The 14,885-nt window shown below is 63.2% G+C and carries 18 protein-coding genes; all 18 read right to left on the reverse strand.

The features are described from left to right. Nucleotides 1-14: 14 nt before the first annotated feature. Nucleotides 15-296, reverse strand: coding sequence for a 30S ribosomal protein S19 (rpsS, locus tag ACX3O0_RS10375; protein ID WP_459088581.1), 282 nt, complete (start codon nucleotides 294-296; stop codon nucleotides 15-17). 15 nt (nucleotides 297-311) lie between these two features. Further along, nucleotides 312-1,148, reverse strand: a complete 837-nt coding sequence (gene rplB / locus ACX3O0_RS10380; protein WP_459088583.1) for a 50S ribosomal protein L2 — start codon at nucleotides 1,146-1,148, stop codon at nucleotides 312-314. Between the two features lie 16 nt (nucleotides 1,149-1,164). Further along, nucleotides 1,165-1,470: a 50S ribosomal protein L23 gene (gene rplW, locus ACX3O0_RS10385; RefSeq protein WP_459088585.1), complete on the reverse strand. Its 306-nt coding sequence runs from the start codon at nucleotides 1,468-1,470 to the stop codon at nucleotides 1,165-1,167. Beyond that, complete coding sequence (rplD, locus tag ACX3O0_RS10390) at nucleotides 1,467-2,120, reverse strand: 50S ribosomal protein L4 (RefSeq protein WP_459107652.1); 654 nt, start codon at nucleotides 2,118-2,120, stop codon at nucleotides 1,467-1,469. The genes rplW and rplD overlap by 4 nt, the downstream gene beginning before the upstream one ends. A gap of 4 nt (nucleotides 2,121-2,124) precedes the next feature. Then, a complete protein-coding gene (gene rplC, locus ACX3O0_RS10395) occupies nucleotides 2,125-2,775 on the reverse strand; it encodes a 50S ribosomal protein L3 (RefSeq protein WP_459088589.1) in 651 nt (216 codons plus the stop codon). An 8-nt stretch (nucleotides 2,776-2,783) separates the two neighbouring features. Further along, nucleotides 2,784-3,092: a 30S ribosomal protein S10 gene (rpsJ, locus tag ACX3O0_RS10400; protein WP_147783478.1), complete on the reverse strand. Its 309-nt coding sequence runs from the start codon at nucleotides 3,090-3,092 to the stop codon at nucleotides 2,784-2,786. A gap of 478 nt (nucleotides 3,093-3,570) precedes the next feature. Further along, nucleotides 3,571-4,521: a hypothetical protein gene (locus ACX3O0_RS10405; protein ID WP_459107653.1), complete on the reverse strand. Its 951-nt coding sequence runs from the start codon at nucleotides 4,519-4,521 to the stop codon at nucleotides 3,571-3,573. 273 nt (nucleotides 4,522-4,794) lie between these two features. Continuing rightward, nucleotides 4,795-5,007 (reverse strand): antitoxin, encoded by a 213-nt coding sequence (locus ACX3O0_RS10410; RefSeq protein ID WP_459088594.1) that lies wholly within the window; start codon nucleotides 5,005-5,007, stop codon nucleotides 4,795-4,797. Between the two features lie 72 nt (nucleotides 5,008-5,079). After that, on the reverse strand, nucleotides 5,080-6,051 hold the full coding sequence (locus ACX3O0_RS10415) for a DNA topoisomerase IB (protein ID WP_459107654.1): 972 nt from the start codon (nucleotides 6,049-6,051) through the stop codon (nucleotides 5,080-5,082). Between the two features lie 8 nt (nucleotides 6,052-6,059). Continuing rightward, nucleotides 6,060-6,494: a hypothetical protein gene (locus ACX3O0_RS10420; protein ID WP_459107655.1), complete on the reverse strand. Its 435-nt coding sequence runs from the start codon at nucleotides 6,492-6,494 to the stop codon at nucleotides 6,060-6,062. A 110-nt stretch (nucleotides 6,495-6,604) separates the two neighbouring features. Further along, nucleotides 6,605-7,798: an elongation factor Tu gene (gene tuf, locus ACX3O0_RS10425; RefSeq protein WP_459088600.1), complete on the reverse strand. Its 1,194-nt coding sequence runs from the start codon at nucleotides 7,796-7,798 to the stop codon at nucleotides 6,605-6,607. A 122-nt stretch (nucleotides 7,799-7,920) separates the two neighbouring features. Further along, nucleotides 7,921-10,035 carry an elongation factor G gene (fusA, locus tag ACX3O0_RS10430; RefSeq protein ID WP_459088602.1) on the reverse strand — a complete coding sequence of 705 codons (2,115 nt, stop codon included), beginning with the start codon at nucleotides 10,033-10,035 and terminating at the stop codon, nucleotides 7,921-7,923. Nucleotides 10,036-10,178: 143 nt separating this feature from the next. Then, nucleotides 10,179-10,649, reverse strand: coding sequence for a 30S ribosomal protein S7 (gene rpsG / locus ACX3O0_RS10435; protein ID WP_459088604.1), 471 nt, complete (start codon nucleotides 10,647-10,649; stop codon nucleotides 10,179-10,181). Next, nucleotides 10,649-11,023: a 30S ribosomal protein S12 gene (gene rpsL / locus ACX3O0_RS10440; RefSeq protein WP_459088606.1), complete on the reverse strand. Its 375-nt coding sequence runs from the start codon at nucleotides 11,021-11,023 to the stop codon at nucleotides 10,649-10,651. Before rpsL ends, rpsG begins: the two co-directional genes overlap by 1 nt. Nucleotides 11,024-11,389: 366 nt before the next feature. After that, nucleotides 11,390-12,355 carry a hypothetical protein gene (locus ACX3O0_RS10445; protein WP_459107656.1) on the reverse strand — a complete coding sequence of 322 codons (966 nt, stop codon included), beginning with the start codon at nucleotides 12,353-12,355 and terminating at the stop codon, nucleotides 11,390-11,392. A gap of 84 nt (nucleotides 12,356-12,439) precedes the next feature. Beyond that, nucleotides 12,440-13,096 (reverse strand): type IV pilus inner membrane component PilO, encoded by a 657-nt coding sequence (locus ACX3O0_RS10450; RefSeq protein ID WP_459107657.1) that lies wholly within the window; start codon nucleotides 13,094-13,096, stop codon nucleotides 12,440-12,442. A gap of 2 nt (nucleotides 13,097-13,098) precedes the next feature. Continuing rightward, nucleotides 13,099-13,836, reverse strand: a complete 738-nt coding sequence (locus ACX3O0_RS10455) for a hypothetical protein (RefSeq protein ID WP_459107658.1) — start codon at nucleotides 13,834-13,836, stop codon at nucleotides 13,099-13,101. Further along, nucleotides 13,833-14,879, reverse strand: coding sequence for a type IV pilus assembly protein PilM (gene pilM / locus ACX3O0_RS10460; protein ID WP_459107659.1), 1,047 nt, complete (start codon nucleotides 14,877-14,879; stop codon nucleotides 13,833-13,835). The genes ACX3O0_RS10455 and pilM overlap by 4 nt, the downstream gene beginning before the upstream one ends. Nucleotides 14,880-14,885: the final 6 nt, after the last annotated feature.

Here is a 14,885-nt window from a genome sequence, read left to right on the forward strand (position 1 = left end):
TTGCGCCACCGCGGTTAGCGGCGGCGACCCTTCTTGTCGTCCTTCACGTGTCCACGGAAGGTGCGGGTGGGAGCAAACTCTCCGAGCTTGTGCCCAACCATGGTTTCGGTGATGAACACCGGGATGTGCTTGCGACCGTCGTGCACCGCGATGGTGTGGCCCAGGAATGCCGGGACGATCATCGAGCGGCGCGACCAGGTCTTGATCACGTTTTTGTTGTTGGCTTCGTTCGCTTTGGCCACCTTGCGAAACAGGTGGTCATCAACGAAGGGGCCCTTCTTAAGACTGCGTGGCATCTTCTGACTCTCCTACTAGCGCTTCTTGCCGGCGTTGCGGCGGCGAACGATGAGCTGGTCGCTCTCTTTGTTCTGGTGACGGGTGCGGCCTTCTTTTTTGCCCCAGGGGGTGACCGGGTGACGTCCACCGGAGGTCTTGCCCTCACCACCACCGTGCGGGTGGTCGACCGGGTTCATGACGACACCACGCACTGTCGGGCGGACGCCCTTCCAGCGCATGCGGCCGGCCTTGCCCCAGTTGATGTTCGACTGCTCGGCATTGCCGACCTCGCCGATCGTCGCGCGGCAACGAGCATCCACGTTGCGGATCTCGCCGGACGGCATGCGCAGCTGCGCGTAGACGCCTTCCTTGGCGACCAGGCGAACGGATGACCCGGCAGAGCGCGCAATCTTCGCGCCCCCGCCCGGCTTCAGCTCGATCGCGTGGATGACGGTACCGACCGGGATGTTCTTCAGCGGAAGGTTGTTGCCCGGCTTGATGTCGGCCGATGCGCCCGACTCGACGACGTCGCCCTGCTTCAGCTTCTCCGGCGCGATGATGTACCGCTTGGTGCCGTCGACATAGTGGAGCAGTGCGATCCGAGCCGTGCGGTTCGGGTCGTACTCGATGTGAGCAACCTTGGCGTTGACGCCGTCCTTGTCGTTGCGACGGAAGTCGATGACGCGGTACTGGCGCTTGTGCCCACCACCGATGTGGCGGGTGGTGATGCGGCCGGCGTTGTTGCGGCCACCGGTTTTCGGCAGCGGGCGCAACAGCGACTTCTCCGGGGTCGAACGCGTGATCTCGGCAAAGTCTGCAACCGAAGAACCGCGACGACCTGGAGTCGTGGGCTTGTACTTACGAATAGCCATTAGTTTCCTCTGCTCCCTAGCCGACAGCCGTGAAGATGTCGATGGAACCGGACTTGAGCGTGACGATCGCACGCTTGGTGTCTTTGCGGCGGCCGATGCCGAACTTGGTGCGGCGGGTCTTGCCGACCTTGTTCAACGTGTTGATGGACGCGACCTTGACGTTGAAGATCTTCTCGATGGCGAGCTTGATCTCGGTCTTGTTCGCGCGGGGGTCCACCTCGAAGGTGTACTTGCCCTGGTCGATCAACCCGTAGCTCTTCTCAGAGACGACCGGCGACAGGATGACGTCGCGCGGGTCCTTGTAGCTGGTGGCGGCGGTCATGCGCTGACCTCTTCCTTCTTGTCGGCCTTGCGCGCGACAAACGCGTCGAAAGCACCCTTGGTGAAGACGATGTCATCGCTCACGAGCACGTCGTAGGCGTTGAGCTGGTCGTAGGGAAGCACGTGAACGGTCGGGATGTTCCGGACGCTCTTGTAGCTGAGTTCGTCGCTGCGCTCCAGGACGATCAGTACGTGCTTGCTCGTGGCGATGCCCTCGAGCAGCGACACGATGGCCTTGGTCGAGGGAACGTCTCCAACGGAGAGCGAGTCGACGACGTGGATGCGTCCGCCGCGTGCGCGGTCGGAGAGTGCACCGCGAAGTGCTGCGGCGATCATCTTCTTGGGGGTGCGCTGCGCGTAGTCACGCGGCGTCGGCCCGTGGACGATGCCACCACCGGTCATCTGGGGAGCGCGGATCGAGCCCTGACGAGCGCGACCGGTTCCCTTCTGCTTGAACGGCTTGCGACCAGCACCGGAGACTTCGCCCCGGCCCTTGGTGCTGTGCGTGCCCTGGCGAGCCGCCGCGCGCTGCGCGACAACTACCTGGTGAATGAGTGGGACGTTGGTCTGCACGTCGAAGGTCTCAGCGGGAAGCTCGACCGAGCCGACCTTCTTGCCCTTCGCGTCGAGGACGTCAATTGCGGTAGCCATGGAACTAGGCCCCCTTCACTGCGTTGCGGACGAAAACGATGCGGCCGCGAGCTCCGGGAACTGCGCCCTTGACGAGCAGCAGGCCCTTCTCGAGGTCGACCGAGTGAACCTGGAGGCCCTGCACGGTGACACGGTCGCCACCCATGCGGCCGGCCATCTTCATACCCCTGAAGACGCGGCTGGGGGTCGAGGATGCGCCGATGGAACCCGGCTTGCGGTGGTTGCGGTGGGCACCGTGGGATGCGCCGACTCCGTGGAAGTTGTGGCGCTTCATGACGCCGGCGAAGCCCTTGCCCTTACTGGTGCCGACGACGTCGACCTTCTTGCCTGCCTCGAACACGTCGACGGCGAGCTCCTGGCCGAGCGTGTACTCGCCGGCATCCGTGGTGCGAACCTCGGTGAGGTGGCGGCGCGGCGTGACGCCGGCCTTGTCGAAGTGTCCAGTAGCCGGCTTGTTCGCCTTGCGCGGGTCGATCTGGCCGTAGGCGATCTGGATCGCGCTGTAGCCGTCAACCTCGGGCGTGCGCACCTGGGTGACAACGTTCGGGGTGATCTGGATGACGGTAACCGGGATGAGCTTGTTGTTTGCATCCCAGACCTGGGTCATGCCGAGCTTGGTGCCCAGCAGACCTTTACTGGTCGTAGTTGTAGACATGGGATTCCTTACAGCTTGATCTCGATGTTGACGTCTGCCGGCAGGTCGAGACGCATCAGCGAGTCGACAGCCTTCGGCGTCGGGTCGATGATGTCGATCAGACGCTTATGGGTGCGCTTCTCGAAGTGCTCGCGGCTGTCCTTGTACTTGTGAGGAGAGCGGATCACGACGATCACGTTCTTCTCAGTCGGAAGGGGCACCGGACCAACCACGGTCGCGCCCGCACGGGTGACCGTGTCTACGATCTTGCGCGCCGAGCTGTCGATGACCTCGTGGTCATACGACTTAAGTCGGATGCGGATCTTTTGTCCCGCCATGTCTGACTCTCTCTCTTTAGTACCGAATGCATCCGTTGGAATGCACGCTGCGAAACACTTCTGCTGTCGCACCACTGTTTTGATGTCAATCGCCGGATGTTCATCCGACGCCGTACCCGCCACCGCGCGGGAGCCGGAGCCCTCGCTGGACGCACGCGTAACCGCGTGAATCTGAGGTGGTTGGTTAAGCTTTGTTCTGCTACCCGCGGCCTAGGCAATGCTTGTGAGCATCGAACCTATGCACTGCCTGGCAGTGATCCCGGCCGGGAGAATTTTCACCCGGTGGAAATGTTGAACTAGAAGAGTCTGTCACAGAGTTTGACGTGCTGCAACCCGGGCGTGTCGCGCTTCGGCGTGTCGCGCCCAGCGCACACACATCTCGCCCGCCGTCGGGCCTCTCAACGAGCGGATCCCCCTGAAAGTGCCCGTTCCGGAGAGATGCACCCGTTCCGCCGGGCACATCTCTCCGGAACGGACACTAATGCTGCGAACGGATGCTGACGCGACGCAATCCTGCAGACTCCAGTCGGTCGATGAACGGTTGAACGAGCTCGAGATCACGCCACACCCATCGCCGGAGTTGCACGTCGTGCTCGCCGAGTTCATTTTCACGCTGTTTCTCCGCCCAGAAAACTTCCGTTGCTGTTCGACCCTGCGTGTACTCGGGCTTCAGATACTTGTCTTTGCCATCGAACTCGCCGAGGAGACGGATGCCTTCCCACCAGAAATCTGCGAAATGCCGACCGCCAATACTGCGGGGAAACTCATGCTGGAGTTCGGGTGCAGGAAAACCGAGTTCGTGAATCAGTACCCGGCTGAAAGACTCCCCTGGAAGCTTCGCCAACGGAGACGCGAACTCGATGGCGCGAAAGGCACGACGCTGCCCCGAGACCAGATCTTGATGTGCCATCGCTGACAACAGATCATCCTTCGTGACCAATCCCTTGTGGAGAGCGTGATCAATCGCAGCCACCGCATCGCGAAATCGGGCCACCCTGGCCAAATCCGTCAGAGTGCGGACCAAGCTGGTCGTCAGTGCAGCATCGCCGATGACAATCTCACCCGAACTGAGTCCGCCGCGGTGCACAATGACACCGTCCTTGGATCGCCGACCCGATTGGGGCTCGACTGTGACATGAACTTCGTGGGGCCACCTGTTCACGATCGGCAGCTGCCAGAGCCGGGCAGCTGAATAGTGCGAGACCACAACCGGGCTGCGCCGTGTGCCGACCACCGCAGCGATTCTCAGGCTGTACCGCTCGTCACGAGTCGCGTCGCCTGTGAGGTCTGTGGGTACATACGCGCCCCTGCGGATCCTCGACAGCTCCTTATGCCGATACGCCACGCGGAGCGGTCGATCGTCCTCCCCTGCGCGAGCGAGATCGCCTACGAGGATGAGTCCATTGGGCTTCTGAAAGGCATTGTTCATGACACGAATGTGCCAAGCATCCATTCCGCCGGTTCATCGGTTGCCGTTTCGGCGGACTTTTCCGGGCGGGACGCACCTGTGAGGGAGGAAAGCGACTTCCCGAATGTGCCCGTTCCGGAGAGAAGTGCCCGGCGGAACGGGTGCATCTCTCCGGAACGGGCACAATCGTCGGCGGTGGCCCGGGCGGCGTGCGCGCGAGGGGGCGGGACGGGATGCGGCGGCGGGACGGGACGGCGGGGCGGGCGCGCCGTCGGCGGAGGGCGGTGGGGCGGGCTAGTTGTTGCCTACGCGCTTGTCGGCGTTGTCCCGGGCGTCATCCACCTGCTGTTCGAACTTGTCGCCGGTGACCTTGTTGACCGCATCCTTGGCGCCGTCGAGTAGCTTGTCGCTCACGTCTTCAGCCTGCTCGCTGTTCAGCGCATCTTTCACCCTGTCGTCGGCCAGGAACTCCTGCGCCTTCTTGGTCACGTCGTCGAATCCGGCCATGGTGAACTCCTTTGCTCGCGGACTGCGTTGCCGATCACGATACGTCGCCTACCGGTCGCCCACTGCAGATGTTCAGGTGAATAACAGGTTGCGCAGCTCCGACTCGACGGAAGCCGTGCGGGCCGGGTCGATCGTGGTACCCGCGTTGTAGAGGTCGACGATGCGTGGGTCGACGTAGCTCTTGCGGGCGATCGCCGGGGTGTTGCCGAGTACCTCTGCCGCATCCCGCATTGCCTCGGCGACAGCGCGCGTTCGCCCGGTCTTGGTGCGCTCCGGGCCGTGCCTGGCGAGGCCCACAGCGGCGGCCGCTGTGCCCGCGAGCGTGCGGAAGTCCTTCGACGTGAAATCGCCGCCGGTGCGCTCCCGCACGTAGTCGTTGATGTCGGCAGGGGTCAGCGGATGCCAGTTGCCACCGTCGTCACGGAACGCCAGCAGGCGGGCACGCCCGCCCCGACGTTTGAGCCCCCGAACCACTGACGCCAGGTCCGGGTCGCTGACGACGGACGACCACTCCTGCCCGCTCTTCGATGGGAACTCGAGCACCACGTCATCGCCGGAGACTGTCGCGTGTGAGCCTCGGAGCGTACACAGCCCGAAGCTTCCGTTGGCTTCGGCGTACTCCTCGGAGCCGACCCGCAGGTTGGCGGTGTCGAGCATCCGGAATGCCGCAGCCAGCGCGCGGGTCTTCGTCGGTTCCGGGCCCCGCAGGTCCATCGTCACCTGCCTCCGCGCGACCGGCAGGGACTCGGCAAGCGACAGGGAGCGGTCGAACTTCAGCCGGTCCTTCTGCTCCCGCCAAGTCGGGTGATAGAGGTACTGACGACGCCCAGCCGCGTCCACACCGGTGGCCTGGATGTGGCCGTTCGGGTACGGGCAGATCCAGACATCCGTCCAGGCCGGGGGGATCGCCAGGTGCGCGATCCGCTCGCGCAGCGCCTCATCCGTCACCGTGTTCCCGTTCTGGTCGCGATAGCTGAAGCCCCGCCCGGACCTGACCCGGCGCACTCCAGCAGTGGAGAGGTCGGTTCGGCGGAGCCTCGGCATCGGCGCGTTCAGGCTCGCGTGGGACTGGAGCGGAAGAAGCCCAGGTGGGTGACCAGCAGCGAGATGACGGCGGCAACGAAGAAGAACACTGTCGGCACCAGGGTGATGGCGAACAGGAACAACCCCCAGCCGCCCCCGACCAGTGAGAACACCAGCCAGCCCACCGCAGTGAGAACGCAGGCGACGATGGTGCTCACAACGCCGGTCAGGAACTTCATTCCGGATGCTCGGAGCCGGTTGCGCAGATTGCCGATCAGTACCAGCAGGGTCCAGAGCGCCAGCACCGGCCAGAGCACGCCGAACACGAGACGGGGAGACGTATCGAAGAAGGCGGTCGTGGCATCCGCACCGTCGACGAGGTCGAGGAGGGCGATTCCGACGATGGTGAGCACCAGGGCGACAAGGAGCGCCACAACGGTTTCGGCGATGGCTCGACCGGTCATCTTGCTCCTTTGTTGTTCTGCTGCACAGGATAGTCGGCGGGGCGCTCTGAGTGACGCCTTAACGACGAAGGGGCCGAGCCTTTCGGCCCGACCCCTTCGTGCAGAAGTTGTTACTTGAGAACCTTGACTACCTTGCCGGCGCCGACGGTGCGGCCACCTTCGCGGATTGCGAAGCCGAGGCCTTCTTCCATGGCGATGGGCTGGATCAGCTCAACGGTCATTTCGGTGGTGTCGCCGGGCATGACCATCTCGGTGCCCTCAGGCAACGTGATGACGCCGGTGACGTCCGTGGTGCGGAAGTAGAACTGCGGGCGGTAGTTCGCGTAGAACGGGTTGTGACGCCCACCCTCATCCTTGGACAGGATGTAGGCGGTGCCCTCAAAGTTGGTGTGAGGGGTAACCGAACCCGGCTTGACGACAACCTGGCCGCGCTCGACGTCTTCGCGCTTGGTGCCACGAAGGAGCAGACCACAGTTCTCGCCGGCCCACGCCTCGTCGAGCTGCTTGTGGAACATCTCAATACCCGTGACGATGGTCTTCTGCGTCGGGCGGATGCCGACGATCTCGACCTCGGAGTTGATCGGGAGGGTTCCACGCTCGGCGCGGCCGGTGACGACTGTTCCACGACCGGTGATCGTGAAGACGTCCTCGATCGGCATCAGGAACGGCTTGTCCTTGTCGCGAATCGGGTCAGGAACGTTGTTGTCAACGGCTTCCATGAGCTCCAGAACCGAGTTGACCCACTTCTCTTCGCCTTCAAGTGCCTTGAGGCCTGACACGCGAACAACGGGGGCGTTGTCGCCGTCGAACTCCTGGCTGGAGAGCAGTTCGCGAACCTCGAGCTCGACGAGCTCCAGGATCTCTTCGTCCTCAACCATGTCGGACTTGTTAAGTGCGACCAGCAGGTAGGGAACACCAACCTGGCGGGCCAGCAGCACGTGCTCGCGGGTCTGGGCCATCGGGCCGTCGGTTGCGGCAACCACGAGGATCGCGCCGTCCATCTGAGCAGCACCGGTGATCATGTTCTTGATGTAGTCGGCGTGACCAGGGGCGTCAACGTGAGCGTAGTGACGCTTCGGTGTCTCGTACTCGACGTGCGAGATGTTGATCGTGATGCCGCGCTGGCGCTCTTCCGGTGCCGAGTCGATCGTGGCGAAGTCGCGCTTGACGTTGGTCGCCGAGGGGTACTTGTCAGCAAGCACCTTCGAGATGGCGGCCGTCAGCGTGGTCTTTCCGTGGTCGACGTGACCGATGGTTCCGATGTTTACGTGCGGCTTCGACCGCTCGAACTTGGCCTTAGCCACAGTGGTCCTCCTCAGGACGATCGTTTAGTGCATCCGATGGTAACCGGATGCCCTTGGGTTGGAGTGTGTATTTATGTTACGGGATACAGCGGGGACGCTAGTACATGGGGATTACCCCGGTACTATTCGCCCTTGTTCTTCTGGATGATCTCGTCGGCGACAGCCTTCGGGACTTCGGAGTAGCTGTCGAACGACATCGAGTACACGGCACGGCCGGAGGTCTTCGACCTCAGGTCGCCCACGTAGCCGAACATCTCGGACAGCGGAACGTTGGCCCGGATGACCTTCACGCCGGTCGCGTCTTCCATGGACTGGATCTGACCACGACGGGAGTTCAGGTCGCCGATGACATCACCCATGTATTCCTCAGGGGTGCGGACCTCGACGGCCATGAGCGGCTCGAGCAGCACGGGGTTGGCCTTGCGGGCCGCTTCCTTGAACGCCATCGAACCGGCCAGCTTGAACGCCATCTCCGAGGAGTCGACGTCGTGGGCAGCGCCATCGAGAAGGATTCCCTTGACGCCGACCAGGGGGTAGCCGGCAAGGACGCCGACCGCCATGGCGGACTGGAAGCCCTGATCGACAGAACCGATGTACTCGCGCGGAACGCGGCCACCGGTGACCTTGTTCTCGAACTCGTAGATCTTGTCGCCTTCAACGTCCAGCGGCTCGAGCGAGATCTGCACCTTCGCGAACTGTCCGGATCCACCGGTCTGCTTCTTGTGGGTGTAGTCGTGCTTGTCCACGATGCGGCGAATCGTCTCGCGGTAGGCCACCTGGGGCTTGCCCACGTTGGCTTCGACGTTGAACTCGCGCTTCATCCGGTCGACCAGGATGTCGAGGTGAAGCTCACCCATTCCCTTGATAACCGTCTGGCCGGTGTCCTGGTTCTGCTCGGTGCGGAACGTCGGGTCTTCCTCGGCCAGCTTCTGGATGGCTGTTCCCAGCTTCTCCTGGTCGGCCTTGGTCTTCGGCTCGATGGCAACCTCGATGACCGGCTCGGGGAAGGTCATCGACTCGAGGACGACCTGGCTGTTGGGGTCGCACAGGGTGTCACCGGTCGTCGTGTCCTTGAGCCCGATGACGGCGTAGATGTGCCCAGCGGTGACGCTGTCAACAGGGTTCTCCTTGTTGGCGTACATCTGGAAGATCTTGCCGATGCGCTCCTTCTTGCCCTTGGTCGAGTTCACGACCTGGCCACCACTGTCGAGGTGTCCGGAGTAGACGCGGATGTAGGTGAGCCGGCCGAAGAACGGGTGGACGGCAACCTTGAACGCGAGAGCCGCGAACGGCTCCTTGGCGTCGGGGTGGCGCTCGATGACCTTGTCTTCGTCGCGCGGGTCGCGGGCGTCGATGGCACCGACGTCGAGCGGGTTCGGCAGGTAGTCGATGACAGCATCCAGCATCGGCTGGACGCCGCGGTTCTTGAACGCCGAACCGCACAGCACCGGGTAGATCTCGCTGTTGACGGTGAGCTTGCGGATGGCTGCCTTGATCTCGGCCACGGTGAGCTCTTCGCCACCGAAGTAGCGCTCCATCAGGGCGTCATCGGTTTCGGCGACAACCTCGAGCAGGGCGGTGCGGTACTCCGCAGCCTTCTCCTTGAGGTCTTCCGGGATCTCCTCGATGGCGTACTTGGCGCCCATCTCGACGTCACCCTTGGAGTCACCGCGCCAGGTGAGTGCACGCATCTCGACCAGGTCGACGACACCCTCGAAGCCGGACTCCTCGCCGATGGGCAGCTGAAGAACCAGCGGCTTCGCACCGAGGCGCTTGATGATGGTGTCGACGGTGAAGTAGAAGTCGGCACCCATCTTGTCCATCTTGTTGACGAAACAGATGCGGGGCACGTTGTACTTGTCGGCCTGGCGCCAGACGGTCTCGGACTGGGGCTCAACGCCCTCCTTGCCGTCGAACACCGCAACCGCGCCGTCGAGCACGCGGAGCGAACGCTCCACCTCGACGGTGAAGTCGACGTGGCCCGGGGTGTCGATGATGTTGATCTGGTTCTTGTTCCAGAAACAGGTCACGGCAGCGGACGTGATGGTGATGCCACGCTCCTGCTCCTGCTCCATCCAGTCCGTCGTCGAGGCGCCGTCGTGGGTCTCACCGATCTTGTGGTTGACGCCCGTGTAGAACAGGATGCGCTCAGTGGTCGTCGTCTTGCCGGCATCGATGTGAGCCATGATGCCGATGTTGCGGACCTTGTTCAGGTCGGTGAGCACTTCCTGTGCCACGTGGTTCCTCCGAAGTTTTTGGTGAGTGAATGATTGTGAACCCCGCTGATCGAGCTTGTCGAGATCCGGCCCTGCGACAAGCGGATGCTCGGGGAGCGTGCCTGCGTAGGACGGTCTCGACAAGCTCGACCAGCTAGAACGGGTTACCAGCGGTAGTGCGCGAAGGCCTTGTTGGCGTCAGCCATCTTGTGGGTGTCTTCGCGGCGCTTGACTGCGGCGCCCAGGCCGTTAGACGCGTCGAGGATCTCGTTGGTGAGACGCTCGGTCATCGTCTTCTCGCGGCGACCCTTGGCGTAGGTGGTGAGCCAGCGCAGCGCGAGGGTGTTCGCGCGGTGCGGCTTGACCTCGACCGGCACCTGGTAGGTCGATCCACCGACACGGCGGGAGCGGACCTCGAGGGTGGGGCGGACGTTGTCGAGTGCCTTCTTCAAGGTGACGACGGCATCCTGACCATTCTTGGCCGCAACGGCCTCGAGTGCGTCGTAGACGATGCGCTCAGCGAGCGCCTTCTTGCCGTCGAGCAGGATCTTGTTGACGAGCTGGCTGACGATGGGGGCGCCGTATACAGGGTCGCTGACCACGGGGCGCTTGGGTGCTGGTCCCTTGCGAGGCATTACTTCTTCTCCATCTTCGCGCCGTAACGGCTGCGAGCCTGCTTGCGGTTCTTGACAGCCTGGGTGTCGAGAGCGCCGCGGACGATCTTGTAGCGGACACCGGGGAGGTCTTTCACACGACCGCCGCGAACCAGCACCATCGAGTGCTCCTGCAGGTTGTGGCCTTCACCGGGGATGTAGGCGGTGACCTCGGTGCCGTTGGAGAGCTTGACACGGGCGACCTTGCGGAGAGCCGAGTTCGGCTTCTTCGGGGTGGTCGTGTAGACGCGGGTGCAAACACCGCGCTGCTGGGGGTTGGCCTTAAGGGCTGGCGCCTTGGTGTTGACCACCTTGGGAGTGCGACCCTTGCGGACCAACTGCTGAATAGTTGGCACTACTTGTAACTCCTTGAATTGACTGCACGGTGACAGTTACTGCTGCATTTGACTCTCGATCCGGATGTCCGGACCGAGTGCCTGTGGACCCACCAACAGCACAGAAGGACTCTGATTTTGGTGAGGTGGGTATGCCGTGGGGGCCCCCGCGAATCGTCAGATATCGCAGTTCGAATACTCAGCCCTTCGGCCAGGAGTTCAGACCCAATTCCGGTTGGTGCCGATTACAGGCGATCCTCCGTGTTTTGGGCACGGCGTGATCGCACAACAAAGCGCACACCGGAAAATACTATCCGCTGGGGTGGCGGCGGTCAAATGGCGTCTCGGCAAGCTCGACCCCGCTTAAGGGCTCGACCAGCCTGGAGGCTAGGAGAAACCGAGGGGCTGGTTGTCGAGTTCACGCTCGTATGCGGCACGGGCTTCGAGGTTGCGCTCCTTGACCTTGCGGCCGCGGGAGGCGATGGGGGCACCAAACCAGATGGTGACTTCACGGGCCAGGATGGCGGCGACGATGAGGGGCGCGCTCAGGGCCAGCTGGCTGAAGGCCTGGTTGGCTTCTGTGGGCGTCATGCCGAAGAGTCCTTCGAGCAGGAGAATAATCCCGATCGATAGGAAGTAGACGGCCACAGCGAGAAGGAAGCTCGAGAGTACCCAGGCCACCCAGCTGCCGCGATTCACCACTAGCGCGAACAGCGCGAACATCACGAAGAACACCGCGACCGGAACCCAGAAGGCACTGCTGCTGATAAACCCGAGAATGGACCCGCCGAAGGCGTTCTGCGGCCGGACGAGCAGCATGACCAGCGCGATCACCGCCGCCAACAGGACCGCGAACACTAATGTCCCCAGGAACGCGAAGAGCAGACCGAACCCGCGGTTACCCTTGGCCTTCGGGGCAACCGGCGCAGCCACGTAGATCGTCTGGGGTCGCGACGCCGCGACTACCGGCTGAGCCTCGACAGTGCGCGGCTCGTCGATGTGCTCGTCATATCCCGCGGCCTCCGTGGTCTCGAGCGGCGCCTCCTGCTCGGGGGCGGCCGTCTCGCGCACAACGGGGGTCGGCTGCGGAGTGGCCGGCTCGACCAGGGGAACCGGCTTCTCGTCGACCTCAGGCGTTGCACCAACGGCGGGCTCGGCGGCCGGGGCAGGCTCGACCAGGTCTGGCGCGGCATCCTGAACTTCCGGATGCTCGGTGGCGACACTATCGAAAACCGGGGTTTCCTCTTCACCGGATGCCGATGCCTCGCGTTCGGCAGTTGCTTCTTCAGCTGCGGGGCTCGCGGTACCGTTTGCCACCTCGTCGTTGTCTCTAGGTCGGGTTGGGTCGCTCACAGAAAACTCCTCACGGGCCGAAACGGCCATCGGTGCAGTGGGACCACTGTAGCAATGCCACCCGAACGAGGGACATTTCGTCAGCTATTCGGCTGCTGCGGGTGCTGCCGTTTCGGTCGCGGGTGCCGCGGGAATCTGGTCGGGCTCCAGCAAGACGAACACCTGACCTGTTGTGTTGAGAATGACTGGCGAGTCAGCGGACATGATGCCTTCGGTAAGGCTCAGGTCGTGGACCAGGAATATGCGTTCACCTGCCTGAACGTCGGCAACGAAATTCATGGCCTGCGCATACGTGCCCGTGACCGTCATGTTCACAGAGATCCCGAGAAAGTTGTCACTGGTGACGCTGCTCGCCGCGGCGGCGAGTTCCGGATCAGCCGGCGCCTCCGCCGCAGGAACGTAGGCGACGGGATCGGTGACGGTGATCGAGGTAATGACCACGCCATGCGCGATGGCCTTCGCGTTGAGCTGGCTGATGAGGTCGGGCAACTCTGCAGCGTTGGGCACTGCCACTTGGAGCGCAGCCAACTGCTCCTCGAGCTGGTCCATGTCGGCGAACTGCTCCTCGAGCGCGGTGAGGGTGGCCTCATGCACCGCGTTCTGCACTTCGACTGCCTCCCTGTCGGTGTTCGCCGCGCTCGCCTCGGTGAGCTTCGGCGAGATGCCGAGCAGCCAGGATCCGACCAGCAAAGCAGCAATGAGCGCTATTGCCCCCAAGCTCCACAATCTGCTTGTTGACATGGTCACTCCTCCTCTTCTGTGGCGGGTTCGCCATCAGCACTGGGGGCAGCGTCATCTTCGCCCTCTGCTGGGGTGGTCTCTTCCGGCACTTCTTCGAAGAACCGCCTCTCGAACGCATCCGCGTTGACGTTGAGCACGACGTTGGCCGTGTAGACGCCTTCCTGCAATGTGATCGAGGTGACCGTGGAGTCGGCGTACCCGCGCAGCCCGCGAAGAGCCACCATCCACTGGTCGATCTCGGCGAGGCCGGGGCTGGCAGCGCTGATCGACAGGCTGGCCACTCGCTCCGTCTGCAGTGGAACGGTGAGCTCTGGCAGCACCTCGAAGGCCGACACTGAGTCGACGGTGAAGGTGGTGATGGAGACGCCGGCGGGCACCGTGCCCTGGATAGCCGCCAGGTATTCGCGCCAGAGCACTTCGGCTGCAGACCCGACCAGGCGTGCATCCTCGGCAGCCGCGAGCTGGTTCGCTGCTGCCCGTGCGTCCGAATATTTCTGTTGCTCCTGCAGCAGTTCCTGGGTTCTCGTCTGCTCTGCGGCGAGGCGTTCCTGGCTCTGAACGGCAAGGGTCGTCGCGAAGACGAATCCCGCGGCACAGAGCACCATGACGAGCGCCACCATGGCGCCCAGCACCCGCCGTGACTTGCGAGCCTCCTTCGCGGCCTTGATCTCTGGCGGCAGAAAGTCGATGCGCGGCTCGCCGCCAACGATGATCCCTGCGCTGTTGCTCCGAGTGCTCATGCTTTGCTCCCCAAGGCGAGGCCGAGCGCAATGGTCATCGCACCGCGACTGACCGATTCGTTCTTCTCTGAGGAGCGCATCACCTTGACCCCGCCAAAGGCGTCATCCGAGGCCACCGGCACCCTGGTCAGTTCACCCAGGGCCGTCTCGAATCCGGGCAATTTCGAGCCGCCTCCGGTCAGGATGATTCGCCCGATGGTCTCGTCCTGGCGAGCGTTGACATAGTAATTGAGTGTGTTGCGCAGCCCGTTGAGAAGCTGGCCGGTGACCTCATGGATGACCTCGACAGCCGGCCGGTGCTCCGGCGCAACCCCCGTCGTGATGATGCCGAGCGCTCGTTTGGCTTTTTCGGCAATCGCATTCGTCATGTCCAGTCGTGACATCAGCGCCTTGGTGATCTCGTCGCCGCCGGCCGGAATGATGCGCACGAACTGGGGCACACCGTTGGCGGCGATGATGACGTTTGTCGTGGTCGCACCAACATCGATCAACGCCACGGTGCCTGTGGTGACCTGCCCTCGCATGTGGGCCCGAGTGAGGGCGAAGGGAATGAGGTCGACCTCGACCGGGTTCAACCCCGCCAGCTGGGCTGCTGTCACGTTAGCCAGTACTGCCTCTTTCACGGCGGCGACGAGCAGACCGTGCACAACCGGACCACCGTCGCTGGTTCCCTCGGCGATCGGGTAGAAGTCGAGAATCGCTTCAGCCACAGGCACCGGCAGCATGTCCTGCACCTGGAACGGCAGGGACTCCCGCAACTGCTTCATCGGAACCTTCGGCACAGTCAGGTCTCGGGCGAGCACCCGCTGGTTGCCCATGCCGAGCACGACATCCTTACTCTTGAACCCGCCATCGAGCCACAACCGCTTGAGTGCCGCGGCCACAGTATTCACTTCGATGACGTCGCCGCTTCGGGCCGCGCCCTCCGGGAGCGGAACTTCATGAAAGCGCGCCACTGTCGGACGGCTGCTTGCCGCATCCATCACCTCGACCGCGCGAATCGAATCGTTTCCGATATCGACGCCGACTATCCCCTTGGCCACGATTCT

This window comes from Homoserinimonas sp. A447 (genome assembly GCF_054489325.1).